23 protein-coding genes are annotated in these 21,067 nt (G+C 69.4%); 13 read left to right on the top strand and 10 right to left on the bottom strand.

The window, feature by feature from the left end; translation table 11 throughout:
• The first annotated feature begins 78 nt into the window (after nt 1-78).
• Together ABD250_RS13650 and ABD250_RS13645 are read left to right on the top strand one after the other, a co-directional pair.
• Nucleotides 79-843, top strand: coding sequence for a hypothetical protein (locus ABD250_RS13650; RefSeq protein WP_182616261.1), 765 nt, complete (start codon nt 79-81; stop codon nt 841-843).
• Nucleotides 844-962: 119 nt separating this feature from the next.
• Nucleotides 963-1,379 (top strand): PaaI family thioesterase, encoded by a 417-nt coding sequence (locus ABD250_RS13645; RefSeq protein ID WP_179525230.1) that lies wholly within the window; start codon nt 963-965, stop codon nt 1,377-1,379.
• A gap of 145 nt (nt 1,380-1,524) precedes the next feature.
• Here the strand turns inward: ABD250_RS13645 and ABD250_RS13640 are convergent, their stop codons facing one another.
• A complete protein-coding gene (locus tag ABD250_RS13640; RefSeq protein WP_179525231.1) occupies nt 1,525-2,949 on the bottom strand; it encodes an NAD(P)/FAD-dependent oxidoreductase in 1,425 nt (474 codons plus the stop codon).
• Nucleotides 2,950-3,173: 224 nt separating this feature from the next.
• Here ABD250_RS13640 and ABD250_RS13635 point away from each other — a divergent pair, with 224 nt between their 5' ends.
• Together ABD250_RS13635 and ABD250_RS13630 are read left to right on the top strand one after the other, a co-directional pair.
• Nucleotides 3,174-4,514, top strand: a complete 1,341-nt coding sequence (locus ABD250_RS13635; protein WP_344392798.1) for a class I SAM-dependent methyltransferase — start codon at nt 3,174-3,176, stop codon at nt 4,512-4,514.
• Nucleotides 4,515-4,523: 9 nt separating this feature from the next.
• Nucleotides 4,524-5,003 carry a nitroreductase family deazaflavin-dependent oxidoreductase gene (locus tag ABD250_RS13630; protein WP_182609972.1) on the top strand — a complete coding sequence of 160 codons (480 nt, stop codon included), beginning with the start codon at nt 4,524-4,526 and terminating at the stop codon, nt 5,001-5,003.
• 6 nt (nt 5,004-5,009) lie between these two features.
• Here ABD250_RS13630 and ABD250_RS13625 read toward each other — a convergent pair whose 3' ends face one another.
• Nucleotides 5,010-5,489: a MaoC family dehydratase gene (locus ABD250_RS13625; RefSeq protein ID WP_179525234.1), complete on the bottom strand. Its 480-nt coding sequence runs from the start codon at nt 5,487-5,489 to the stop codon at nt 5,010-5,012.
• A 141-nt stretch (nt 5,490-5,630) separates the two neighbouring features.
• Here ABD250_RS13625 and ABD250_RS13620 point away from each other — a divergent pair, with 141 nt between their 5' ends.
• The 3 genes from ABD250_RS13620 (at nt 5,631) to ABD250_RS13610 (ending at nt 9,087) form a co-directional block, all read left to right on the top strand.
• Nucleotides 5,631-6,413: an acyl-CoA thioesterase domain-containing protein gene (locus ABD250_RS13620; protein WP_182658907.1), complete on the top strand. Its 783-nt coding sequence runs from the start codon at nt 5,631-5,633 to the stop codon at nt 6,411-6,413.
• 227 nt (nt 6,414-6,640) lie between these two features.
• The gene (locus tag ABD250_RS13615; RefSeq protein WP_194306975.1) at nt 6,641-8,068 is read left to right on the top strand and encodes a hemolysin family protein; all 1,428 of its coding nucleotides are present in this window, start codon (nt 6,641-6,643) and stop codon (nt 8,066-8,068) included.
• Entirely contained in the window at nt 8,068-9,087 is a 1,020-nt protein-coding gene (locus ABD250_RS13610) for a CNNM domain-containing protein (RefSeq protein ID WP_182644097.1), read from the top strand. The genes ABD250_RS13615 and ABD250_RS13610 overlap by 1 nt, the downstream gene beginning before the upstream one ends.
• Before the next feature lie 21 nt (nt 9,088-9,108).
• Here ABD250_RS13610 and ABD250_RS13605 read toward each other — a convergent pair whose 3' ends face one another.
• Nucleotides 9,109-10,014 carry a GNAT family N-acetyltransferase gene (locus ABD250_RS13605; RefSeq protein WP_182658904.1) on the bottom strand — a complete coding sequence of 302 codons (906 nt, stop codon included), beginning with the start codon at nt 10,012-10,014 and terminating at the stop codon, nt 9,109-9,111.
• A 127-nt stretch (nt 10,015-10,141) separates the two neighbouring features.
• Nucleotides 10,142-10,495, bottom strand: a complete 354-nt coding sequence (locus tag ABD250_RS13600) for a cupin domain-containing protein (protein WP_182616271.1) — start codon at nt 10,493-10,495, stop codon at nt 10,142-10,144.
• A gap of 214 nt (nt 10,496-10,709) precedes the next feature.
• Here ABD250_RS13600 and ABD250_RS13595 point away from each other — a divergent pair, with 214 nt between their 5' ends.
• Together ABD250_RS13595 and ABD250_RS13590 are read left to right on the top strand one after the other, a co-directional pair.
• Nucleotides 10,710-11,342, top strand: a complete 633-nt coding sequence (locus ABD250_RS13595) for a potassium channel family protein (RefSeq protein WP_344392791.1) — start codon at nt 10,710-10,712, stop codon at nt 11,340-11,342.
• Nucleotides 11,339-11,650 carry a hypothetical protein gene (locus ABD250_RS13590; protein WP_206685747.1) on the top strand — a complete coding sequence of 104 codons (312 nt, stop codon included), beginning with the start codon at nt 11,339-11,341 and terminating at the stop codon, nt 11,648-11,650. Before ABD250_RS13595 ends, ABD250_RS13590 begins: the two co-directional genes overlap by 4 nt.
• A gap of 27 nt (nt 11,651-11,677) precedes the next feature.
• On the opposite strand, the gene ABD250_RS13585 is transcribed toward ABD250_RS13590, so the two are convergent.
• On the bottom strand, nt 11,678-12,181 hold the full coding sequence (locus tag ABD250_RS13585) for a DUF309 domain-containing protein (protein WP_182658903.1): 504 nt from the start codon (nt 12,179-12,181) through the stop codon (nt 11,678-11,680).
• 114 nt (nt 12,182-12,295) lie between these two features.
• On the opposite strand from ABD250_RS13585, the gene ABD250_RS13580 reads away from it, so the two are divergent.
• Both ABD250_RS13580 and ABD250_RS13575 read left to right on the top strand, forming a co-directional pair.
• Nucleotides 12,296-13,078 carry an alpha/beta fold hydrolase gene (locus ABD250_RS13580; protein WP_182658902.1) on the top strand — a complete coding sequence of 261 codons (783 nt, stop codon included), beginning with the start codon at nt 12,296-12,298 and terminating at the stop codon, nt 13,076-13,078.
• Between the two features lie 254 nt (nt 13,079-13,332).
• Entirely contained in the window at nt 13,333-13,713 is a 381-nt protein-coding gene (locus ABD250_RS13575; protein ID WP_182658900.1) for an SRPBCC family protein, read from the top strand.
• A gap of 102 nt (nt 13,714-13,815) precedes the next feature.
• On the opposite strand, the gene ABD250_RS13570 is transcribed toward ABD250_RS13575, so the two are convergent.
• The 4 genes from ABD250_RS13570 to ABD250_RS13555 form a co-directional block, all read right to left on the bottom strand.
• Nucleotides 13,816-15,240 carry a hypothetical protein gene (locus tag ABD250_RS13570; RefSeq protein WP_131886529.1) on the bottom strand — a complete coding sequence of 475 codons (1,425 nt, stop codon included), beginning with the start codon at nt 15,238-15,240 and terminating at the stop codon, nt 13,816-13,818.
• A gap of 81 nt (nt 15,241-15,321) precedes the next feature.
• The gene (locus tag ABD250_RS13565; protein WP_131886530.1) at nt 15,322-15,663 is read right to left on the bottom strand and encodes a helix-turn-helix domain-containing protein; all 342 of its coding nucleotides are present in this window, start codon (nt 15,661-15,663) and stop codon (nt 15,322-15,324) included.
• Nucleotides 15,660-16,790, bottom strand: coding sequence for a tyrosine-type recombinase/integrase (locus ABD250_RS13560; protein WP_344392784.1), 1,131 nt, complete (start codon nt 16,788-16,790; stop codon nt 15,660-15,662). Before ABD250_RS13560 ends, ABD250_RS13565 begins: the two co-directional genes overlap by 4 nt.
• A gap of 676 nt (nt 16,791-17,466) precedes the next feature.
• Nucleotides 17,467-18,972, bottom strand: coding sequence for an amidase (locus ABD250_RS13555; RefSeq protein WP_182658409.1), 1,506 nt, complete (start codon nt 18,970-18,972; stop codon nt 17,467-17,469).
• Between the two features lie 67 nt (nt 18,973-19,039).
• Between ABD250_RS13555 and ABD250_RS13550 the strand changes: the two genes are divergently transcribed.
• A complete protein-coding gene (locus tag ABD250_RS13550; protein ID WP_182658408.1) occupies nt 19,040-20,002 on the top strand; it encodes a CE1 family esterase in 963 nt (320 codons plus the stop codon).
• Nucleotides 20,003-20,058: 56 nt separating this feature from the next.
• On the opposite strand, the gene ABD250_RS13545 is transcribed toward ABD250_RS13550, so the two are convergent.
• Nucleotides 20,059-20,490: a DoxX family protein gene (locus ABD250_RS13545; protein ID WP_182658411.1), complete on the bottom strand. Its 432-nt coding sequence runs from the start codon at nt 20,488-20,490 to the stop codon at nt 20,059-20,061.
• Between the two features lie 108 nt (nt 20,491-20,598).
• Between ABD250_RS13545 and ABD250_RS13540 the strand changes: the two genes are divergently transcribed.
• Complete coding sequence (locus ABD250_RS13540) at nt 20,599-21,039, top strand: MarR family winged helix-turn-helix transcriptional regulator (protein WP_179525244.1); 441 nt, start codon at nt 20,599-20,601, stop codon at nt 21,037-21,039.
• Nucleotides 21,040-21,067 lie beyond the last annotated feature (28 nt).

Raw genomic sequence — 21,067 nt, 5'->3', positions numbered from 1 at the left:
GGGGAAACGCGCCGCGGTGTGGCGCCGGTGTGCAGGCGGCCCGAGTGAGAAGTGATCAGCGAGGGGGAAGCAGCAGACATGACCAGCTCCATGCTGCCCACACAGATCGTGGGTACGCGCACGGTGTTCGACGACACGGTCGAGATACTCGCCGGGTTCAGACCGGGATACCCGAAGTTCTACTCGATCGCGGATCTCGGTACCCAGTCCCGCCGCCGGTGGGTTCCGCTGGAGCGTGCGGTGGACGGCGGACGTGTCGAGACGATGTTCCGCAACTACTTCGCGGAGTCCGGGGACATCCGGTTCTCGACGTACCTCGTCGCCGACGCGTTCGCCCACGGGGTGATCGGCCGGGCGGTCGCGAGCTTCGTCACCATCGGCCGGGTGTGGGACACGGGTGCGGAGAACCTCGCGGTCCGCACCGACATCGAGGGAGGGCTCGACTGGGCGGGCGTCCGGGACACCACCTTGCGACTGCTCTGTGATGATCCGTCCGCGGGTTCGCCGGGGACCGTTGTCCTGCCGTGCGAGCAGGCCCTCGCGCAGTGGCTCGCCTGCCGGTCACGCATGACCCTGAGTCCGGTGTTCGACGATCTCTCCCGCGTGAGCAACTGCAGCGTCGACACCCTGTGGTCGGTGGTCGGGGAGTGCGTGCTGGGTGCCGCGACGATCGTCCCGACCTTCGCCGACACGAGTGCGGAGACCGGATACCGCCGCGGACAGCTGGTGCTGCAGGCGCTCCACGACTCCGGCCTGGCGGTACGGCGGCGCAGCGCCCTTCCGCGAACGCCCGGATCGGGACCGATCCCGGTGCGCGACAGGGGTTGGCGCTCGGTCCGCTGATCCCGCCTGACCCCGCCTGACCCCGCCTGACCCCGCATGGCTCGCCTCCGCGGACGCGCAGGCGCGGTAGCGTCTGTACCCGAATCGCCCGGACGGCCCGGGCCGGGAGAAGAGGTCCGATGTCCGACGCGGTCGAGAACGAGTTCATCCAACTGATCCGGGGACGGTCCGGAACCGGTTTCGGCGGCGGGATCGGCATCGACTACCGGGAGATCACTCCCGACAGGGTCGTGGTCTCGGTCGACATCGCGCCGCACCTGCACCAGCCCTACGGGATCGTCCACGGCGGCGTCTACTGTGCCATCGCCGAGGAGGTCGCGAGTGTGGCGGGCGCGGTGTGGCTCGGTGGTGAGGGCAAGGTGGTCGGGGTCAACAACTCGACCGACTTCCTGCGGGCCGTCACCGAGGGCACGCTCACGGCGACAGGTACCCCCGTGCACCGGGGACGCAGCCAGCAGCTGTGGCGTGTCGAGATCACCGATGACGAGGGGCGACTCGCTGCCGTGGGTCAGGTCCGGCTGGCGAACCTCCAGTAGGCCCGGTCGCCGGGCGAGAAGCCCTGTCCGGCCCGGGGCGCGCGGCGACAACCGGGGCAGAACTGCGAGAGCGCCCGGCGGGATGTCCCGCCGGGCGCTCGTCCCGGAACCGATCGACTCGCCGAACCGGCTGAGTCGTCGCGCCTCAGTCGCCGATCGACGTGGTCTCCACGGCCCGGTCGCGGGCCTCCTCCGCCGAGCGGGCCTTCTCATGGGCCGCCACGCGCTCGATGGCCTGTCGACCGTAGACCCACTGTTGCGTGGAGGTCAGCTGGGAGCGGTGGTCACCGCCCATGTGCATTCCCCAGGAGAACATGGTGGTCAGGCGGTTCTTGAACCCGATGAGGTACGCGAGGTGCACCACGAGCCACATCACCCAGGCGATGAAGCCGGAGATCTCCAGCCTGCCCACCTTCACCACCGCGCTGTAACGCGACACGGTGGCCATGGAGCCCTTGTCGAAGTACTTGAACGGCGGTCGCTCGGCGGGGGACCTGCCCTTCTCGACCTCGGCCATGATCTGTTTCGCGGCGTACTTGCCGCCCTGGATGGCGACCTGTGCGACGCCGGGGAGCTTGTCGAGACTCATCATGTCGCCGACGACGAAGATCTCGGGGTGCCCGGGCAGCGAGAGATCCTTCTGCACCAGGACCCGTCCCGCGCGATCGATCTCGGCCTCCGTCTGGTCGGCGAGCATCTTGCCGAGCGTGCTGGCCTGGACGCCCGCGGACCAGATCTTGCAGGTGGCGTCGATCCGGCGGACCGAACCGTCCGGGTCCTTCACCTCGATCCCGCGCTGGTCCACATCGGTGACCATGGCGTTGAGCTGGATCTCGACGCCCATCTTCTCGAGCCGGGCCCGAGCCGCGTTGCCCAGTTTGTTGCCGAACGGCGGGAGGACGGCGGGGGCCGCGTCCAGGAGGATCACCCGGGCGGAGGCGGGATCGATACGGCGGAAGGTGTTCTTCAGGGTGTGCTGGGCCAGCTCCGCGACCTGCCCGGCCATCTCGACACCGGTCGGTCCCGCGCCCACGATGATGAACGTGAGGAGGCGGCGGCGCTCCTCGTCGTCCTCGGTGACCTCCGCCTGCTCGAAGCAGCCGAGGATCCGGCTGCGCAGTTCGAGGGCGTCGTCGACGGTCTTCATGCCGGGGGCCCAGCGTTCGAAGTGGTCGTTGCCGAAGTACGACTGATTGGCGCCGGCGGCCACGATGAGGCTGTCGTACTCGAGGTCGAACTTGATGTGACCTGCCGAGGCGTAGACCGTCTTGGCGGCCACGTCGATCTTGTTGACGTCACCGAGGATGCAGGTGACGTTCTTCTGATCGCGCAGGATGAGCCGGGTGGGCGGGGCGATCTCGCCCACCGAGAGGATGCCGGTCGCGACCTGGTAGAGAAGCGGCTGGAAGAGGTGGTGCCCGGTCTTGGCGACCAGGGTCACGTCCACATCCGCCTTCTTCAGTTGCTGGGCCGCGAAGAGCCCGCCGAAGCCGGACCCGATGATGACGACTCGGTGCCGGCGTCCGGCCGGTGCGGTGGCGGTGACCTGGTCGTGTGCGGGCTCGGTCATGGCGGCTCCTGGTGAAGGTGAGACTGTCGTGGTGAGCGCGGGGCTCGCCGATCGGGTCCCCGGGCGGGTCACGCGCGGGAACGAGTCCCCAGGGTAGTGGTATGCGGTAGCCGGTGCACACGTAGTGGGCTCGCCGCGGTGAACGCTCCCCCCGTCGCGCCTGACCCGCCCGGGCGACGTGCGGCGGTACCGTCCCACTGACGACACCCCTGAGGAGGGACCCGGTGGTCAGACTCGAACCGCAGACCGTCGACCTCGATCGTTGGCCCGCGCTCGCGGAGCCGGACGGGATGGGCGGACAGGCCGCGGGGGAGGTCGCCCAGGCCCTGAGGAGGTCGACCAGGGACCTCGGTCTGAGGATCGACTACCCGGATTCGACGGCGGCGGGCGAGTACGACGCCCCCGTCCGAGTGGTCCTGCGGGAGCCCGAGCGCTTCTGGGCGCGCCTCGCGTCCGCCGGGGTGCTCGGCCTGGGAGAGTCCTACATGGCCGGTGAGTGGACGACCACCGACCTCGGCGCGGCCATAGGAACCCTCGGCCCGTGGATCGCGGGGAACTCCGACTGCGCCCACCCGGGTGAACGAGCCTACGGGCGCGATGGTCGCGGGAGCCCCGGTGGTGGGCGACGGCGCGGGGGACCGGTGGTGGTGGAGCTCGAGGATTCCGTTCCCGGTGCGCTCACCTCCCTCTACACCGACGAGACGATGTCGACGGCGGGCGCCGTGTTCGCCTCCGGTGCACGCACCCGTGCACGGATGGAGGACGGGACCGACGTGGTCCACCTCGAGGTCCCGGCGTCGCCCCCCCGGCGCAACGACCTGGGGGACGCCCAACGGCGGTCGGCCGACACGCTGCTCACCCTTGCCGGCGTCGGGGCCGGCACCCGGGCCCTCGTCGCCACTCCCGGGTGGGGTGAGTTGCCGATGCGGGCCGCCGAGCGCGGGGCCCACGTACGGACGATGACCGCGTCGACCGAGCGCCTGGCGGCCCTCGGGTCGAGATTCGCGGCGGCGGGGCTCGACGACGAGATCACGCTCTTCCTGGGCGGGCCGGCGGACGCGCGGGGGAAGGTCGACGCGGTGGTCGCGGTCGATCCCGGGGTCACGGCGGGTGTCGCCGGATACGCGGAGGTCCTGGACGCGGCTGAGAGGCTGCTGGTTGACGGCGGCAGGCTCGCGATCGCCGCGGTGGTGTCCCCGGAGCGCCCCCGACCGGCGGTCGTCGAACTCGCCGCGTGGGGCTCGAGGTACGTCTCCGAGGCGGGCCCCGTGGTGCCCTGGTCGGAACTGGTCTCGGCCATCGACCGCTCTCCGCGGCTGCGTCTGCTGGGGCGGATCGAGGCGACGTCGCACCACGCCGAGACGGTGAGGTTGTGGTCCGAGACGTTCGCCCTCCGGGGGCGGGACGCGGCGGCACTGGGGTTCGACGCCGTGTACCGGCGCATGTGGGCGTTCCATCTCGCGGCGCTCGAGGCCGGGCTGCGCAGGGGGTGGCTCGAGTCCGTCCAGGTGGTCGCCACGGCGAAAAGCACCCTGACCCACCGTGATGGTCCGCCCACGTCTTAGGGTTCGTTCATGAGCAACTTTCTCACCCCGATCGCGATCTGGTTCGGACGTCAGGACGCGACGCGGGAGAACTCCCACCTCGTGGTGACGGTCGACAAGTGGATGAACAGGATCTCCGGTGGCCGCGTCCCGCTGCTCCGGGTGGCGGGGCTGCCCACGCTCACGTTGCACGTCCCGGGCAGGAAGTCTGGTGAGCCGCGCGACACCCCGCTGCTGTTCGCATCGTGGCGCAACGGCCTGGTGGTCGTCGGCTCCAACTGGGGGGGCGAGAAGGCTCCTGCGTGGGTGCACAACCTCCGCGCGGCGGGGGAGGGCGAGGTCGACGTGTCGGTCTACGGCGCCAGGCTCACCGTGGACGTGCGGGAGGTGGCCGAGGACGAGCGGGCGTCGGCCTGGGACGCCGCCGTGAAGGTGTGGCCGAACTACGAGATCTACGCCACCCGCACGACCAGGCACCTGCCTCTCTTCCACCTCACGCCCAGGCTCTGAGACGGCTCAGCGGCGGGCGACCATATTGAGCGCCGTGGCGGTGAGGACCGGTTCGTCGTCCTGGTTGACCAGCGTCACATCCGTGGTGAGCACCCCGCGGTCAGGCTTGCTCCTGGAGGGGCGGACACCGGTCGTCTCGCAGATCAGGGTGAGACGGTCGCCGGGTCGCAGCGGCCGGACCCAGCGGAGCTCGTCGATCCCGGGGGACGCCAGGCTCGCGACAGCGGTGAGGTAGTTGTCGGCGAACAGGCGCATCATGAGCGCCGCGGTCTGCCAGCCGCTCGCGATCAGTCCTCCGAACGGGCCGTGAGCGGCCGCCTCGGGATCAGTGTGGATGCTCTGCGGGTCATACCTGCGGGCGAACTCCATGATCTCCTCGGCGTCCACCGACTCCTCACCGAAGCGGTACGTGCGTCCTTCCTGATAGTCGTCGAGGTACCTGTCGTCGACAGGGGTGTCGAAGGTGTCGTACTGCTCGGCGGTCATCTGTCACTCCTGGGCGCAGGGTCGGGCTCGTGCTTCCGGATCAGAGTCAACCGCACGCGGGTGACGGTGGGTGCCGATTCACGGTCGGTCCCCTCATCACGTGGTAGTCAGTTAGTGACAGTTCACTCGATGGGGGCATGCGTGGCGTACTTCGAGCGACTCGGTGACCGATGGTTCGACCCGACCTCACACACCACCGGGGCCTGGGATCCGGCGGTGCAGCACATCGGCCCGTCGTTCGGGTTGCTCGTGCACGAGGTGGAGGGTGATCTACGACGTCGGCGGGACGATCCCATGGTGATCTCGCGCCTGACCTACGAGATCCTCGGCACCGTGCCCATGGACCCGGTCGCGGTGGACGTGCAGGTGGTCAGACCGGGGCGCACCATCGAGCTCGTGGAGGCCACGTACGGACTCGCGGATCGCGTGGGAGTGCGCCTGCGCGCCTGGCTGCAGCAACCGAGAGACACCACGGAGCTCGAGGCCGTCGGCCTCGACCTGATCCCGGGACCGACCGACATGCCGCAGTGGGACCCCACCTCGGTCTGGCAGGGCGGGTACCTGGCGTCCGCGGAGGTCCGCCGGGACTCGGTCGGGCCGGGGAGGGCTCGCTACTGGGTGCGCACCGACGTCCCGCTGGTCGCAGGCGAGTCGGTGGGCGGGCTGGCCCGGTCGGCAGCACTGTTCGACATCGCCAACGGAATGGCGGTCCGCGCGGCTCCCGAGGACGTGCAGTTCCCCAACATCGACCTCACCGCCCACCTCTTCCGCGAGCCACGAGGGGAGTGGGTCGGGTTCGACACCCGGGTGAGCTTCGGTCCGGGCGGGCTCGGGCTCACCTCGAGCACCCTGCACGACGAGTCGGGCCCGATCGGTACCCTCGCGCAGACCCTCACCGTCCGCCCTGTCACCCCGGGACGGTGACCGCGGCCGGGGAGTCGTGGTCCCGGGGGGCGGATTGCGTCATACTCGGGGAGTCATCCACATCGACACACGAAACGGAGTGTGTGAGAAGCCCTGATGGGTACCCCCTCTGAAAGGACCGGGTCGGACGACGACCCGGGGCCTAGTCGCCCTCCTCGTTCTTCTCAGGTCCACGGCGCTCGAGTGCCGACACGGCGTCTCCCGAGGGGGGAGGTGGCCCCGTGGTCATGACCCTTCTGATGTTGTTGCTGGGAATCCTCGCGATCCTGGCCATCATCGCCGCGAACGGCTACTTCGTGGCACAGGAATTCGCCTACATGTCCGTGGACAGGAACAGGCTCAAGGCACTGTCCGAGGCCGGAGACGTCGCCGCCCAGCGGGCACTGAGGGTCACGCAACGGACGTCCTTCATGCTGTCGGGTGCCCAGTTGGGCATCACGGTCACCGGCCTGCTGGTCGGGTACGTGGCCGAACCACTGGTCGGCGAATCGCTGGGGACCCTCCTGGGCGGGGTCGGAGTCCCCGCGGCGGTGAGCGTCACGGTGGGCACCGTCCTGGCGTTGGTGGCCGCGACCGTCGTGCAGATGATCTTCGGCGAGTTGTATCCCAAGAACCTGGCGATCGCGAGTCCGGAGCCCCTGGCCCGCGGGCTGGCGCGGTCCACCACCCTCTACCTGACCGTGTTCGGCTGGCTCATCGTGGTGTTCGACCGGGCGGCGAACCTGCTGCTCAGGTTGGTCGGGGTCACACCGGTCCACGATCTGGACTCCACGGCGACCGCCGAGGATCTCGAGCGAATCGTGGCGGACGCCCGGGAGAGCGGCGATCTGCCCGAGAACCTGTCGGTCCTCATCGACCGGATCCTGGACTTCCCGGATCGCACCGTCGAGCACGCGATGATCCCGCGTCCCCAGACCAGCGTGGTGGGCCCGGATGACACCGTCGGAGAGGTCCGGACGTTGATGGCCTCGGGACACACGAGGTATCCGGTGGTCTCGGAGACTCTGGAGCCGCTGGGGGTCGTTCAGTTGGCCGACCTCCTCCGCGTGGGAGCGAAGGTCGACACCCCGGTCTCGGAGATCATGCGCCCACCGGTGGTCCTGCCCTCGTTGATGTCCCTGCCCCATGCGCTGTCGACGCTGACCCGGTCGAAGACGCAGCTCGCGGCGGTGGTCGACGAGTACGGGGGCTTCGCGGGCGTGTTGACGATCGAGGATCTGGCCGAGGAGTTGGTGGGGGAGCTGACCGACGAACACGACACGGAACCCGAGTCGGTCATCGCGGTCGTGGACGAGGGGATCTGGCGGATGGACGGTGACGTCCACGTCGACGAGGCCGAGAGATCGCTCGGTCATGAGCTTCCGCACGGAGATTACGAGACCATGGCGGGGTTGACCATCTCCGCTCACGGCGAATTCCCGGAAGTGGGTCAGACCGTGCGGGTCGAACTGCCGATCGAGCCCCGGGAACTGATCGCCGAGACACCGCTTCAGTTCGCCCTGGAGATCGAGGTCCTCGAGGTGACCCGGCTGGTCCCCGGCGAACTGCTGGTCCGGTTGGTGGACTCCCAGGAGGAGCACTCCGGGCGTCCCGGGGACGACGGACACCCCGCGACGGGACACGGGCTCGAGCCGGGACGGGGGGAGGAGCAGTGATGGACAATCCACTCGTCGTCGCCGCGATCACCGTGGCGTTGATCGTCCTGAGCGCCTTCTTCGTGGTGATCGAGTTCGCGCTTCTCGGGGCTCGTCAGCACCGGCTCGAGAAGGACGCGGAGAGGAGCGCCTCGGCGCGGGCCGCCCTGCGGGGGATCAACGAGCTGACCGTCATGCTCGCGGGCGCCCAGCTGGGGATCACCGCCTGCACCTTCGCACTGGGCGCGGTCACCAAGCCGGCCGTCGACGCCTGGCTCGGGCCTGTCCTCGCCTCCCTGGGCGCGCCGGTACAGGTGGCCGGGGGCGCCGCGTTCGCGCTGTCACTGCTGTTCGTGACGTTCCTCCACCTGGTGGTGGGGGAGATGGCCCCCAAGTCGTGGGCCATCGCGCATCCGGAGTTCTCCGCCAAGTTCATCGGGATTCCCTCCCGGGGCTTCATCTGGGTCTTCCGGCCGCTCCTGCGGTGGGTGAACGAGGTCGCCAACCGACTGGTCTCCGCCAGCGGTGTCACCCCGGTCGAGAGGGCCGCGGTGGGAGGTCAGGATGCCGCCACGATCCGGCAACTCGTCGAGCATTCGGCGTCGGTCGGCGCCCTGGACGAGACGTTCAGTTCCCCGCTGACCGGAGCGCTCGGCCTCGATCAACTGACGGTGGGGTCACTCGTCGACACCGACAGGGCACCTACCGCGGTGGCCGCGGAGGCCACCGTGGCGCAGGTCCAGGAGGCCGCGGCTCGGACGGGACACATGCGCATCCTCCTCCTCGACGGGGATTCCACTCCGGCGGTGGTGCATGTGCGCGACACGCTGATGGAGCAGGAGGGCCACCCGGCGCGGGACCTGGCCAGGCCGGTGATGCTGCTCGACACCCGGACGCCGGTGTACGAGGCGCTCGCGGTGTCGCGGGAGCGGAGCGAGCAACTCGCCGCGGTCATGGATCACGACCGGTTCGTCGGCGTGATCACGATCTCGGACATCCTGCGCCACATCCTTCCCGAGGAGTCCGGAACCGTCGGCTGACGCGGCGTGAACCCTCAGGGGTCAGAGCTGTCGCAGGTAGCACCGCATCCCGGAGCCGGTGTCCGGGTCGTGGTCGGAGAAGCCGTGACGTTCGTAGAACCGCCGGGCGCCGAGATCGTCCGAGTCCACGTTGATGAGTATCTCCTCGCAGCCGCGCCGTCGGGCCTCGGACACCGACCGGTGCAGGACCCCGGTTCCGATGCCGGCGGCCCTGAGGTCCGGACGAACGTAGAGGTCCTCGAGCTGGGCCAGGGGACCGTCCCAGTACGGGGTCGGGCGAAGGGTGAGAAAGGCGAAGCCGACATCGGTCCCGGCCTCGCGGCCCCGGGGGAGTCCGGCGACGACGGCGAGGACGTCCTCGCGCTCGAGGAGTCGCTCGAACCGTGTCGCCGCCTCTGCCGCGCTCGGGGTGGCGCAGTCGAACTCGGTGTTGAAGTCGTGGAGCATGCGCCCGAGTGAGGTCGCGTCCGCCGGACCCGCCACACGGATATCCGCCTGTGCGGCGGGACGCGCAGAAGACGGGGGGACCGGAATACGTTCCCCCTCGAGGAGGCCCTTGAGTCGATCCAGGTCGGCTGCCACGGTGGCAGCGTCCTGCTCGAACTCGTCGTCGTCGTCGGAGAGCTGACGGACGGTCATGACCACCTCCGCGCCGTCCGGATGGGGCAGGACCCGGAGCGGATTGTGGACCATCGCGCCGTCGGGCAGGGTGACCTCGTGGTCCAGGACCCCGAAGTCGTTCCTGGGGACGAATCGGACGCTCACCCTCCCCATGGGGGAGTCGACGACCAGGGTGTCGCCGTCCACGGAGGCCTGCGCGGTGGCCAGCCCAGACGCCCAGGTGGCGAGCTTCGTGTGGTCGGAGGCGAGGTCGTAGACGTCCGCCGGGGAGCGGTGGATCACCGTGCTGACGTGGCGCGTGCGCATCTCGTCAGTGTCCGTCACTCGCCGGCACTGCGCCAGGGGTACGGCGTCAGGGGTTCGGCGTCAGGGGTTCGGCGACAGAGCTCCCGCGTCGGGACACCGTCTCCGGGACACCGCGGTCGGGATCGGCTCAGGCAGAGGGCGGATCGGTGTGGCTGCCCGTTCCCTCGATGCCGGTGACGGTGGTGAGGAGGAAGACCGAGTCCTCCAGGGCCGTGACGGCGTGCCGGTGGTGGGTGAGGGCGTGGAGTTCGCCGGCGCCGATGTCGACCGTGGTCTCGCCGGTCACCCGCACCGCCCCCCGGAGCAGGTAGAGGCTCGCTGCCGGGGGAGAGTTGTGCTCCTCGAGTTCGGTGCCCGCCGTCAGGGCCAACAGCGACTGGCGGAGAGGTCCTTCGTGGACGATGATCTCGGCGTGTCGGCCGTGCGGGGCGTCGGCAGCTCGGGCGAGTATGCGATCGGCGGTGTCGTTGACAGTGTTCATGGGTCGATCTCCCAGCCTTGACGGGTGCGTGCCCCTGACGCTACGCGCATCCCCGGGGCCCGGACCCGTGGAGACGGAAGCGTGTGGCGCGGATCCCGCGCACGGCCACACCCGGTGGCGTCCGGCCCGTCGGCTCGGGCCGCCCATGCACCCGAGACGCTGCCCGCCAGGCGAAGGGATAGCATCCGAGCACGGCGCGCGGTGCCGAGGCGGCGTGAGGACGACCCTCGACGTCCGCCGGGTGGGGCCACCCTGTGCCACCCATGACTGCGGCCCGCCGCCGCCCGTTCACACCGTGGTCGGCGCCGGGATCATCGCTCTCGGCCTGATGGACGTGTTTCGCGCGCTGATGCACCCACGCAGCGAGGCGGCACTCAGCAAGGTGGTGTTCTCCGCACTGTGGGCGGTCTCCCGGCGGTTCGGGCACCGTCTGGGCTCGATCGTGGGCCCCGCGGGGATGGTGGTCACTGTTCTGGTCTGGGTGTTGCTGCAGGCAGTGGGGTGGGCGCTGGTCTACCTCCCGCACGTCCCGGACGGATTCGACTACTCCTCCGGAATCGACCCCGGTCGACACCCGGTCGCCGCCGAGGCGCTCTACGTGTCCCTCGTGACCCTGGCCACCCTGGGGTTCGGGGACGTGGTGGCCACGGAACCTCTCATCCGTTTTCTGGCCCCGGTGGAGGCACTGACGGGGTTCGCGCTGCTGACCGCGTCCCTCACCTGGTTCATGCAGATCTATCCGCCGCTCTCGCGTCGTAGCGCACTGGCCCTGCGGCTCCACGGATTGGCGGAAGCCGACTTCGCCGCGGCGGTTCGAGACCTCCCCCGGACACCATCTCGCGGGTGACGGAGGGCCTCGCCGCGGAGATCAACGTCGTGACCGTGGATCTGACACAGCATTCGGAGACCTACTATTTCCAGGAGGCCAATCCCTACCAGGCGTTGCCCCGCCAGGTGCACTACGCGCTGGAGCTGTGTGATGCCGTCGCGGAGGTCGACACCGTGGAGGCGCGTGTCGGGGCTCGTACCTTGTCGGCGTCGCTGGACCGCCTCGCGGTGCCACTCAGCCAATTCACCGGCCGGGAGGGGGACGCCGGAGTCCGAGAGGTCCTCGCCGCGTACACCGCGGATCACCAGCGGGCCGCGCGCGGCTGAAAGGCCGTCCCGAACGGTGACGACGCCCTAGCGCGGACGTGGCCCGTGCTTCAGATGCGGTCTCAGTCGAGGGGGAGCGGGGACTGTCCCTCGGCGGAGTTCGGTGATGAGGTCGTTTGCGTGGGTGACCAATCCGGCGGCATCGATCCCGTGGGGTGCCGGGCCGTCCCGGCCACCGATACGGTCGGCCGCACGCTCGAGCAGCGCCAGGGCCCCCGTGGTGTTGCCACGCTGGATGTGGGTGATGCCCACTGCCAGCTGGGCGAGGCCCTGCCAGAGCTCCCGCTCGTCGGCGGGGGAGCTCTTCCACGCGCCTTCCAGCACCTCGTGCGCGTGGAAGGCGAGGCCGCGGTCCAGCAGGTCCTGCGCCCACGCCAGCGATTCGTCGGGGGACAGGTCCAGGTCGTCGGGAATGCGCTCGACTCCGACGCTCCCCGGTGGCAGAGGTCGGCCGAGTTCGTCGCGGGGACGCGCGTTGCGCGCGCGGCCGTCCTCGTCACGATCGCGGTCGATGCCGTCCGGGGTGCGCATCTCTCGATCGTCCCATCCGTCGTCGCCGGTCTGCCACCTCGGACCCGGGCACCGGGCCCCGATCGTGGCACGTCGCACGCGACCTGTCCGCCGCGCACTCCGTAGGCTTGACTGATGACGTTGCATCATGTTCGACGCGGTCAGGGCAGTCCACTACTTCTCGTACACGGCCTCGGCGCGGGGTGGCGATCGTGGGAGCCCATCATCGACGACCTGGCCGCGAGCCGGGAGATCATCGCGGTCGACCTGCCGGGGTTCGGCGAGTCCCCTCCGCTCGACGGTGAGGTCTCCATAGCGACGTTGACCGACTCGGTCGCCCGGTTCATCGACGAGTCGGGTCTGCACGGGGTCTCCACGGCCGGGCAGTCGATGGGTGGGCGGATCGTGCTCGAGCTGGCCCGGCGCGGCGTCGGTGGTGACACCGTGGCGTTGGACCCCGGTGGATTCTGGAGCGATCGTGAGCTGGCGATCTTCAGCGCCACCCTGCGACCGTCGATCGCCCTGGTCAGCGCACTGCGCGGAGCGCTTCCGGTTCTGCTGGGTAATCCGGTGAGTCGGACCGCGCTGCTGGCGCAGCTCTCCGTGCGCCCCTGGGCCCTGCCGGCGCGGACCGTGCTGCCCGACGTGGCGGGACTGGCCGACGCGCCTGCGACGGGCGCGGCGATGGACGCGCTGACGAAGGGCCCGAAGCAGCAGGGCGCCCCCGCGGGCTCGGTCCCGGGACGGGTCACCATCGGTTGGGGTCGCCGCGATCTGGTGACGCTTCCGGCCCAGGCTCACCGAGCCGCGCGCGCGTTCCCCGACGCCACACTGCACTGGTTCGATCGGTGCGGCCACTTCCCGCAGTGGGACGCGCCCCGGGAAGCGGTTCGGCTCATCCTGGACCGGACCAGCTGACTCGGCGGGTTCCGCTGGGGTGTGGTGGTGACCACCGTCGACGGTTGCGCCTGCGCGGTGCTCTGCCACCATGGGATGATGATCCGTCGCGTCCGCGAACAGGGGAGTCCGCTGTCGCCGGGGTGGAGCGGCCCACCGCGAGGAGTTGGCGGACAGGGCCGGGAGCTGGGGGGCCGGGCCGGACGATGACACACCTCGCATCCGCCACGTGGCTGAGTTCGATGATCAGAGTCCGCACGACGCTTCGGCGCGGGATGTGGACGACCGAACTGCGGATGAACGTGGACCCGGAGACCGTGTGGACGGTCATCACCGATGTGCGGTGTTGGCCGCGATGGGGGCCCACCGTCTCGGATGCCCGGGTCGACGGCGACTCCGGCTTGACGGCCGGTGCGCGGGGGACGGTCACGACCGTGGCGGGCCTGTCCCTGCCGTTCGAGATCACCGACTTCGTTGATCGGCGACTGTGGGCGTGGAGGGTGGCCGGTGTGAATGCGACCCGGCACGAGGTCATCGGAGTGCCGGGCGGGTGTGTCGTCAGCTTCGGGGCCCCGGTCTGGGCGGCGGGATACCTACCGGTGCTGGCTCTCGCGTTGCCGCGGATCGAACGGATCGCGGTCGAACGAGCTCACTGAGACGGGTCGGCGTCGGTGGGGGCGTGACGTGAGCACGAGGCCGTGAGCATCTGACCCATGGGCTGCAGAGATTCTCCCGCAGCAGGTCGGGGCTCTTACTGGTCAGGTGCCGGGTTCTGTGGTGTCGGGTTCCTGGCGGAGTTCGGGGTAGGCGCTCCAGTTGGTACCGCTGATGAATGCGTGTCGCTCGGTTGTCTGAGCTCTGTATCCGAATTGGGTTGCCGCGATCGCTGGAGGAATGGCGCGGACCAGTTCGCGCATCGCGCTGTTGCGTGCGCCTTGGAGGTCGATTCCGTTGGCGCGGAGCTTTCCCATCAGGGTCTGCGGGTTGATGTGATGGCCTGCAGTGACTCCGGGAAATAGCCATTGGGATGTCTGGTTGGCGGCGGTGTTCATGTTGGGCCGCTGTGCGATGAGCTCAGTCACGGGGTCGGCGAGAGGAGGTGGGAGTTCTACCTCGGCGTCGGCGAATCGGATCCACAGGCTGCCGCTGTCGTCGGTCCGCAGTGCGTCCAGTTTGATGGCGGCGATGCGCGAAACTGGTTGCGCGCAGATCAGCAGCAGGACGGTGGCGGCTTTAACCCACACCGGGGTGTCACGGTGTCCCAGGATCGTCGTCAATCGGGCGTAGCGCTCATCGTCGCTGGTCATGGGGTGGGTTCGAGCACGTCGGTAGGGGAACTCCAGGTGGGCGGTTATGTGTTGATGCGTGATGCACCATCTGACGAACATTCTGGCGATGCTGCGGGTGGTCGGCCCGGTGGCGAGCCAGGCGTCGATGTCGGATTGTGTCGCTTGCGCCAGTGGCGTGTTACGGGTGTAGAGCCAGTTGGTGAAGTCGATCGCGGCGGTGATCTCCTGCTTGGCGTTGGCGATCGGCCCGTTCTCCAGGGGTTGGCGCTGGGAGCGGGCGCGGAGTTTGCGCAGGTGATGCCAGGTGGCGAATCCGGTGATGACCTGCTGCGATTGGTGAATTGGTGTGGAGGCGAGCTTCTTTTTGAGCCAGCTGGTGAAGCGGTCGAGGTTGCGGTCGTAGGGTGCGAGGATTCCGCAGCTGATGAACAGGTCCCGGAGATGGCGTGCGGTGCGTTCGGCGGGGTAGTGGGCGAAGGTGTCGTGACTGATGGTCAAGCGGTGTTGCGCGAACCCGTCCAGGAGCTGGCGAACGTCGGGGTTGCGTAGCCAGATGAGTGCACTTCGCGGGTGGTCTTGGCTGGTCAGCGCATCGAGTAGGGGCTGCAGCTCGGTGGAAATGTGGCCGGTGTCGGCGGTGGTGAGCAGGGCGGTCAGGTCGTCGGTGAGGCAGCATCGGGCGCAGAGTCCTCGGCGGTGGGGTTCGTCTTGGTCGCCGCAGCGGGTGCAGGTCAGCCGGGGGTCGTCGATTCCGGCGCAGTCGGTGCAGATGGCCTGGGTGTCGTCCAGGCCGGGTAGGAGCCGGTCTGGGCGCTGGCAGCTGGGGCAGGTCCCGCGTCGGCGGGTGGCCTGTTGGTAGCAGCGGCGGCAGACGAAGCCCTCGGGCCAGCGCACGCCGCGATGCTGCCGCTCGTCGTGGCACCGTGTGCAGTGGTACTTCGATGTGTCAGCCATGTGCTCGCCGCCGCGGATTGTCTAGTCCGGTGGGCCGGGTCGGTGAATATGAGCCCGCTTCGGCCGCAGCGGACCATCAGCTGCGGGGGAGACGTCCGTGGCCGTGGCGGTGCGTCGTGAGGGGGCGGTGTCGACGCGGAAGCCGCAGAGGTCCTCGACGGTGCAGTCCAGGACGTGGCACAGGGCGCCGAGCAGGGTCAGGGGCAGCCGGTCCGGGGTGCGTCCGAGGAGTCGGTAGAGCTGGGAGGCGGAGAGTTCGATGCCGACCTCGTGCAGCGGGGTGATCAGGTCGGACAGGTTGTGCATGTCTCGGTCGGTCATGATTTGGCGTAGTCGCCACTGGTAGGCGATCCGGTGCTTCATGTCCTGTTGGTCCTTTCGGGCAGGTGGCCGGCTGCGGCGCGGAGCGCGGCGGCCACGACGCGGCTGCGGTAGTCGGGGGAGACGAAGGTGTAGAGCGAGGTGGTCGAGGCGTACTCGTGTCCGACCTGCTCTTGGATGAAGCGGGTGTCGTAGCCGCACTCGACCAGCAGCGTGACGTAGCTGCGGCGCAGGGAGTGAAAGTCCAGTCCGGGGTCGGTCAGGCCGGCTGTGTCACAGAGGTCAGAGAAGCTGTGGGACAGTGCCCCGTTCGAGATCCGATCGGATCGCTCGGTCGGAAACAATGCTGTCCCGGTGGCCTGGTCAAAGCCTGGGCGTCCCTGGTCGATCCACTGCTCGAGGCAGTCGATCACCCATGCGGTCTCCGGGACGGTCAGGACGCCGCGCCGTTTGGTGGGGGATCCTTTGCTGGGCTTGCCGTAGCGGACGTAGCAGACCCCGAAGCGGCCGAACTGCCGTGCACGCGGGTTTGGTCCGAAGTCGGTCAGGTCCAGCATGCGCACTTCGTTGCGCCGTAGGCCCCAGGCGTAGGCGACCTTGGTGATCGTCGCGGTGCGCAGCGCCACCATCGCCCCTTTCGCGCCGACCTGAAAGCGGTGGGTGACCTGCGCGTCTGCGGTATCGCACAGGTCCTGCAGCTCGTCGGTGCTGTACGCGCGTTTGCGCGGGTCGCCGGGGCTCTCGTGTGCGTGGCGGGCCGAGTTGGCCTCGGTGATGATCTGTACGGGATGGGTGGCGAACCGGTCCTGGCATTGCTGGGCCCACTCGTAGGCCGGGTCGAGCAGGTAGTCCATGAAGTGCCGCAGCGCACCCTGGTAACTCAGGATCGTGCTGTGTGCGAGGCCGTGGATCCCGCGCAGTTCGGTGATCCAGTCATCGGCCATCGCGGGCGTCCAGGCCCACGGTCCCTCGACCTCACAGAAGTCCTGGAACCGCCGGATCGTTGCTACCTGCGCCGAGATCGTGCCGGCAGAGAGGTTCCGTGCCATTTGTTGGTGGGACCATCCGGTGACCATCGCCTCGAACACTGCGGTTTCCGGCCGCAGGACAGCGATACCGTCGGCCAGCTGCAGCCGCGCCGATCCCGGAGGCAGATCCTGCTTCGACATCTCGCACCGTCCAATAATGGTTCGCGATATGTGCGAAATTATCGCACTTAATGCGAAACTCGGCAAGAGGTCGCTGGTGGCAGGGTTGCCCGACGCTTCGCTATGGCCCAGCGGCCAAGGCGCACCAAGGGCTCAAGCGACAGCCTGGCACCTGAGGGTGTGCAGGTCACGTGGGCTGTTGGGCAATGTGGGCGAGGGGCGATTCGGTGGAGGTGTCGAGTTCGCAGGATCTACAACTCAGCAGCTTTGACTTTACATAATGTAGATTATCGGCACTTAACCAGAAGGCTGATAGCAGTGGGCCCTGCAGCGATGCTGTCGATCGTGCCGCCCGGTTGTCGGGCCCGGCGCCGCGTGCTTCTGTCGGGCTGTTCCGGGTCGCCCCGCTCATCGGCTGAGGTCGCCACCATATCGACGCTGTCTCCGCCCATGTCGTTCGCGACGGCCGACTCCGTCGTGGGGTGACGCCCTGTGGGTGGCCTGGCCCCGAGGTGTCACCCGGTACCGCCGGGCGTGGACTCTGGCGGGCGGAACCAGTCAGACGGGTGGAACCCGACCTGACGGGTTAATCGCCGGCTCTTCGGGGCGGCACCGGGGCGGCTGGCTGGCTGCGCTCACAACGTCACAGTGACGTTTCCAGGGGCACTCCCCGTGTTGCCGGGTGACGTTCCCCGAGCTATCGAGGTCGCCCCGCGCCGGCGGGTACGGGCGGCCGCCGGTGATCCCACGGCACCGCCTGCTCGAGCTGACCGGCGAGGCGCAGGAGCATGGATTCACCCCCGAGCTGTGAGATGAACTGCACCCCCATGGGCACGCCCTCCGGGGTCCGGTGCAGAGGCAGCGAGAGCGCCGGTCGGCCGGTGAGATTGGCCAGCTGGGTGTACGGGATCCAGTTGAGGTTGTTGTCGATCATCGATTCCACGAGCCCCGAGCGTCGCAGCAGGCCGGCTGTCCGGGTCTTGAGTAGCCCGGTCGCCGCACGGTGTGCCAGTCGAGGGGTGTCCAGCGCGCCGATATGCGGCGGCAGGTCGGCCAGCGTGGGCGTGACCAGGAGGTCGTAGCCGTCGAAGAAGGCCGACAACCGCCGCACGTGCTCGTGTCGACGCATCACCGTGTCGACGTACTCGACACTGCTGTGCGCTCGTCCGAGGGCCGCCATGATCTGCGTGTCGAGCTCGAAGTCACCGTCCCGGCACCCCGTGCGCCGCTTGGCGTCGTCGACCTGCCACGCCAGGACCACGAACCAGGTGGCGAGGAAGTCGCGGGCCAACGCCAGGTCGTCGACCGGTTGCTCGGTGAGCATCTCCACGTCATGACCGAGGTCGGACAGCGTCCGTGCGGCCGCCTCCACCGACGCCAAGGCCTCCGGGTGGGGCTCGGAGTTGATCGAGGATGCGGTGCACACACCGATCCGCAGCCGTCCCGGATCCTGACCGACCTGGGAGAGGAAGCTCTCGGTGGGCACCCCGGGAAGGTAGGGTCCGCTCGGCTCCCCGCCCGCCAACACATCGAGCATCGCCGCGGAGTCGCGGACGGAGCGCGAGATCACGCCGTTCGTCGCAGCACCGTGCATCGCCTCTCCGACCGACGGCCCCATGGGGACCAGGCCGCGGCCCGGTTTGAGCCCGACCAGGCCGCAGCAGGCGGCCGGGATGCGGATCGAACCGCCGCCGTCGCTGGCCCCCGCCACGGGGACGACACCGGCCGCGACCGCCGCGGCTGACCCTCCCGAGGAACCTCCGGGCGTCCTGCTCGCATCCCACGGGTTGCGGGCGGGACCGAAGAGGTCCGGTTCGGTGATGCCCTTCGCGCCGAACTCCGGGGTGTTGGTCTTGCCGAAGATGACGAGGCCCGAGTCGAGCCAGCGCTGTACCACTGTCGAATGCTCGGCCGCCGGGATACGGGACAGGGGCCGCGAGCCTCCGCTGGTCGGCACCCCGCGGTAGTCCTGACCGAGGTCCTTGATGAGGAAGGGAACGCCGGCGAAGGGGCCGTCGAGCGGCCCCGCCACCCGTTCCCGGGCCCGGTCGTCCATCCGCTGGACGATGGCGTTGAGGTGCGGATTGACGGCGTCCGCCCGGTGCAACGCGACCTCGAGCAACTCGCCCGCCGTCACCTCTCCCGACCTGACCGCGTCGGCCAGGCCCAGGGCGTCGTGGCGACGATACTCATCGATGTCCATGGGTTGTGAGTGTATCCAGAGGCCGTCCGCCGGGACGGGTGAGCGCGAGATGCGCCAGACTCGGGGTATGACAGAGTCGACGTTCCCCCGACCCCTCCGGGCCGCGGTATGCCTCGTGCTCGCGATCGCGACGGGCGCGTGTGCAGGGCAGTCCGGCGATCGCTCCCCGTCCGCGTCGATCCCCACAGATGGGTCGCGGAACCTGACCAGCCACTCGACGGTGATGGACGACCTGACCCGGACGTGGACGGTCTACCGTCCCCCGGCGGCGGAGGGCGATCCCTCGGCGCCGGTGCTGCTCGTCATCCACGGGACCGGGGACACCGGCTCGGGGATCCGCAACGGGATAGGCCCCGACCTGGAGCGCCTGGCCGACGAAGAGGGCTTCGCGATCGTCTACGTCGACGGCCACGAGAACAACTGGAACGAGTGTCGGAGGGAGGGCGACTGGCCTGCGAAGGAAGAGGACCTCGACGACGTGGGGCTCTTCCGGGAGGCCGCCGGGTCGCTCGGGACGACCGGTCCGGTCTACGCGGTGGGCTTCTCCGCCGGCGGGCACATGGCCATGCGACTCGCCCTCGAGGCGCCGGACCTCGTCGACGGCGTCGCGGCGGTGGCCGCCAATCCCCCGACCCGGGAGAACCTGGACTGCGGGGTCGGTGGCGAGCCGGTTCCGATCATGTTTGTCCAGGGGCGGCAGGACCCGATCAACCCGATCGACGGTGGCGAGGTCCGCGTGGGATCGGGCCTCGCCGCGCAGTCGCGGGGTGAGGTGTTGTCCGCCGTGGACGGCGCCGAGTGGTTCGCCCGACACAACGGGGTCGCCGCTGCCGGGTCGTCCCCGTCGGTCAGTCGGGACGGGGACGCCGAGACGATCACCTGGGAGGGCCCGGATCCGGTGCGCCTGGTGATGGTGGACCGGGTGGGGCACTCCTTCCCCACCCTGTCCGGCAGGTGGGGCCGCGACGGTGGGGCCCGGTACGACGCGCCCGGCGAGATCTGGCGGTTCTTCTCCCCCGGCCCGCCGTGAGGACGCCCGGTCGACCCGCCTCACCCGGGCCGCCCTGACCGCACCGGTGCCGGTGGTCAGCCGCGCCGGCCGCGCCACGCTCTCCATGCCCCGGTGGACCACAGTGCCCACGCCACCAGGAGGGGCTGGAAGAACAGTCGGATGAGGCGGGCGCGGTCGGTGTCCAGTCCGAAGGCGGCCGTGCCGGTGACGTACTGCGAGATGTTGCCGGGGAAGATCGCCACGACGAAGCCGGCGGTGACCCACCCCACGGCGGGCCGGAACCTCGTCGGCGCCAGGATGAGGGCGGCGCCCAGTCCTATCTCGACGACACCGGAGGCCAGCACCACGAAGTCCGGGTCCAGGGGCACCCAGGTGGGCACCTGGGCCTGGAACTCCTGCCGCATGGTGGTCAGGTGTCCCACGCCGGCGCCCAGCAGTGCGGCGCCGAGGGTCCAGCGTCCCAGGTGACGGATCACCTCGCCGGCCCGGCCCGGGCGTCGTGTCATCCGGGTGCCGGTGCGTCCGGCCGGTCGCGTACCTGGGGTGTGCTCCATGACAGAAGTATTGCGCACAACTCAATTGTGCGCAATCGAATTCTGCGGGACAATGGGGAGATGGACGCCGATCTCCGCCTCGACCAGCAGGTCTGCTTTGCCCTCTACGCCGCTTCCAGGGCGTCGACAGCGGCCTATCGGGAGGCCCTGGCCTCGGCCGGGCTCACCTATCCCCAGTATCTGGTGATGCTCGCCCTGTGGGAGGAGGACGGTCTGACGATCCGACAGCTGGGCGACCGGATGCTCCTGGACTCCGGCACCCTCTCCCCGCTGATCTCGCGGATGGAGGCCGCCGGACTGGTGTCGCGTCACCGGGCGGGAGGGGACGCCCGGAGTGTGACCGTCGTGCTGACCGACGCCGGGCACGCCCTCCGCGACGAGGCGGGCCGCATCCAGTGCTCCCTGTTGGAGAAGCTGGACCTGCCGGCGGAGGACCTCCTCGAGCTGCGTCGACTGGCGCGGAATGTCGTGGCGGCGCTGGAGCGTGCCGACGCGACGTGAGTCCGGGGCGCCGCCGGGCCCCGGGTGG

It is taken from the genome of Dietzia cercidiphylli, assembly GCF_039531545.1.
Taxonomy (GTDB): Bacteria; Actinomycetota; Actinomycetes; order Mycobacteriales; family Mycobacteriaceae; genus Dietzia; species Dietzia natronolimnaea.
Note: the sequence above shows the minus strand (reverse complement) of the source record. Positions and strands in the feature narration are given on the sequence as shown.

Excerpts from the sequence above, each read along its gene's own strand:
- ABD250_RS13550 (WP_182658408.1), top strand. The coding sequence starts at position 19,040 with ATGACAGAGTCGACGTTCCCCCGACCCCTCCGGGCCGCGGTATGCCTC.
- ABD250_RS13645 (WP_179525230.1), top strand. The coding sequence starts at position 963 with ATGTCCGACGCGGTCGAGAACGAGTTCATCCAACTGATCCGGGGACGG.
- ABD250_RS13640 (WP_179525231.1), bottom strand. The coding sequence starts at position 2,949 with ATGACCGAGCCCGCACACGACCAGGTCACCGCCACCGCACCGGCCGGA.
- ABD250_RS13565 (WP_131886530.1), bottom strand. The coding sequence starts at position 15,663 with ATGAAGCACCGGATCGCCTACCAGTGGCGACTACGCCAAATCATGACC.
- ABD250_RS13650 (WP_182616261.1), top strand. The coding sequence starts at position 79 with ATGACCAGCTCCATGCTGCCCACACAGATCGTGGGTACGCGCACGGTG.
- ABD250_RS13610 (WP_182644097.1), top strand. The coding sequence starts at position 8,068 with ATGGACAATCCACTCGTCGTCGCCGCGATCACCGTGGCGTTGATCGTC.
- ABD250_RS13540 (WP_179525244.1), top strand. The coding sequence starts at position 20,599 with ATGGACGCCGATCTCCGCCTCGACCAGCAGGTCTGCTTTGCCCTCTAC.
- ABD250_RS13630 (WP_182609972.1), top strand. The coding sequence starts at position 4,524 with ATGAGCAACTTTCTCACCCCGATCGCGATCTGGTTCGGACGTCAGGAC.
- ABD250_RS13560 (WP_344392784.1), bottom strand. The coding sequence starts at position 16,790 with ATGTCGAAGCAGGATCTGCCTCCGGGATCGGCGCGGCTGCAGCTGGCC.
- ABD250_RS13615 (WP_194306975.1), top strand. The coding sequence starts at position 6,641 with ATGACCCTTCTGATGTTGTTGCTGGGAATCCTCGCGATCCTGGCCATC.
- ABD250_RS13585 (WP_182658903.1), bottom strand. The coding sequence starts at position 12,181 with ATGCGCACCCCGGACGGCATCGACCGCGATCGTGACGAGGACGGCCGC.
- ABD250_RS13625 (WP_179525234.1), bottom strand. The coding sequence starts at position 5,489 with ATGACCGCCGAGCAGTACGACACCTTCGACACCCCTGTCGACGACAGG.
- ABD250_RS13600 (WP_182616271.1), bottom strand. The coding sequence starts at position 10,495 with ATGAACACTGTCAACGACACCGCCGATCGCATACTCGCCCGAGCTGCC.
- ABD250_RS13575 (WP_182658900.1), top strand. The coding sequence starts at position 13,333 with ATGTGGACGACCGAACTGCGGATGAACGTGGACCCGGAGACCGTGTGG.
- ABD250_RS13580 (WP_182658902.1), top strand. The coding sequence starts at position 12,296 with ATGACGTTGCATCATGTTCGACGCGGTCAGGGCAGTCCACTACTTCTC.
- ABD250_RS13545 (WP_182658411.1), bottom strand. The coding sequence starts at position 20,490 with ATGACACGACGCCCGGGCCGGGCCGGCGAGGTGATCCGTCACCTGGGA.
- ABD250_RS13555 (WP_182658409.1), bottom strand. The coding sequence starts at position 18,972 with ATGGACATCGATGAGTATCGTCGCCACGACGCCCTGGGCCTGGCCGAC.
- ABD250_RS13605 (WP_182658904.1), bottom strand. The coding sequence starts at position 10,014 with ATGCGCACGCGCCACGTCAGCACGGTGATCCACCGCTCCCCGGCGGAC.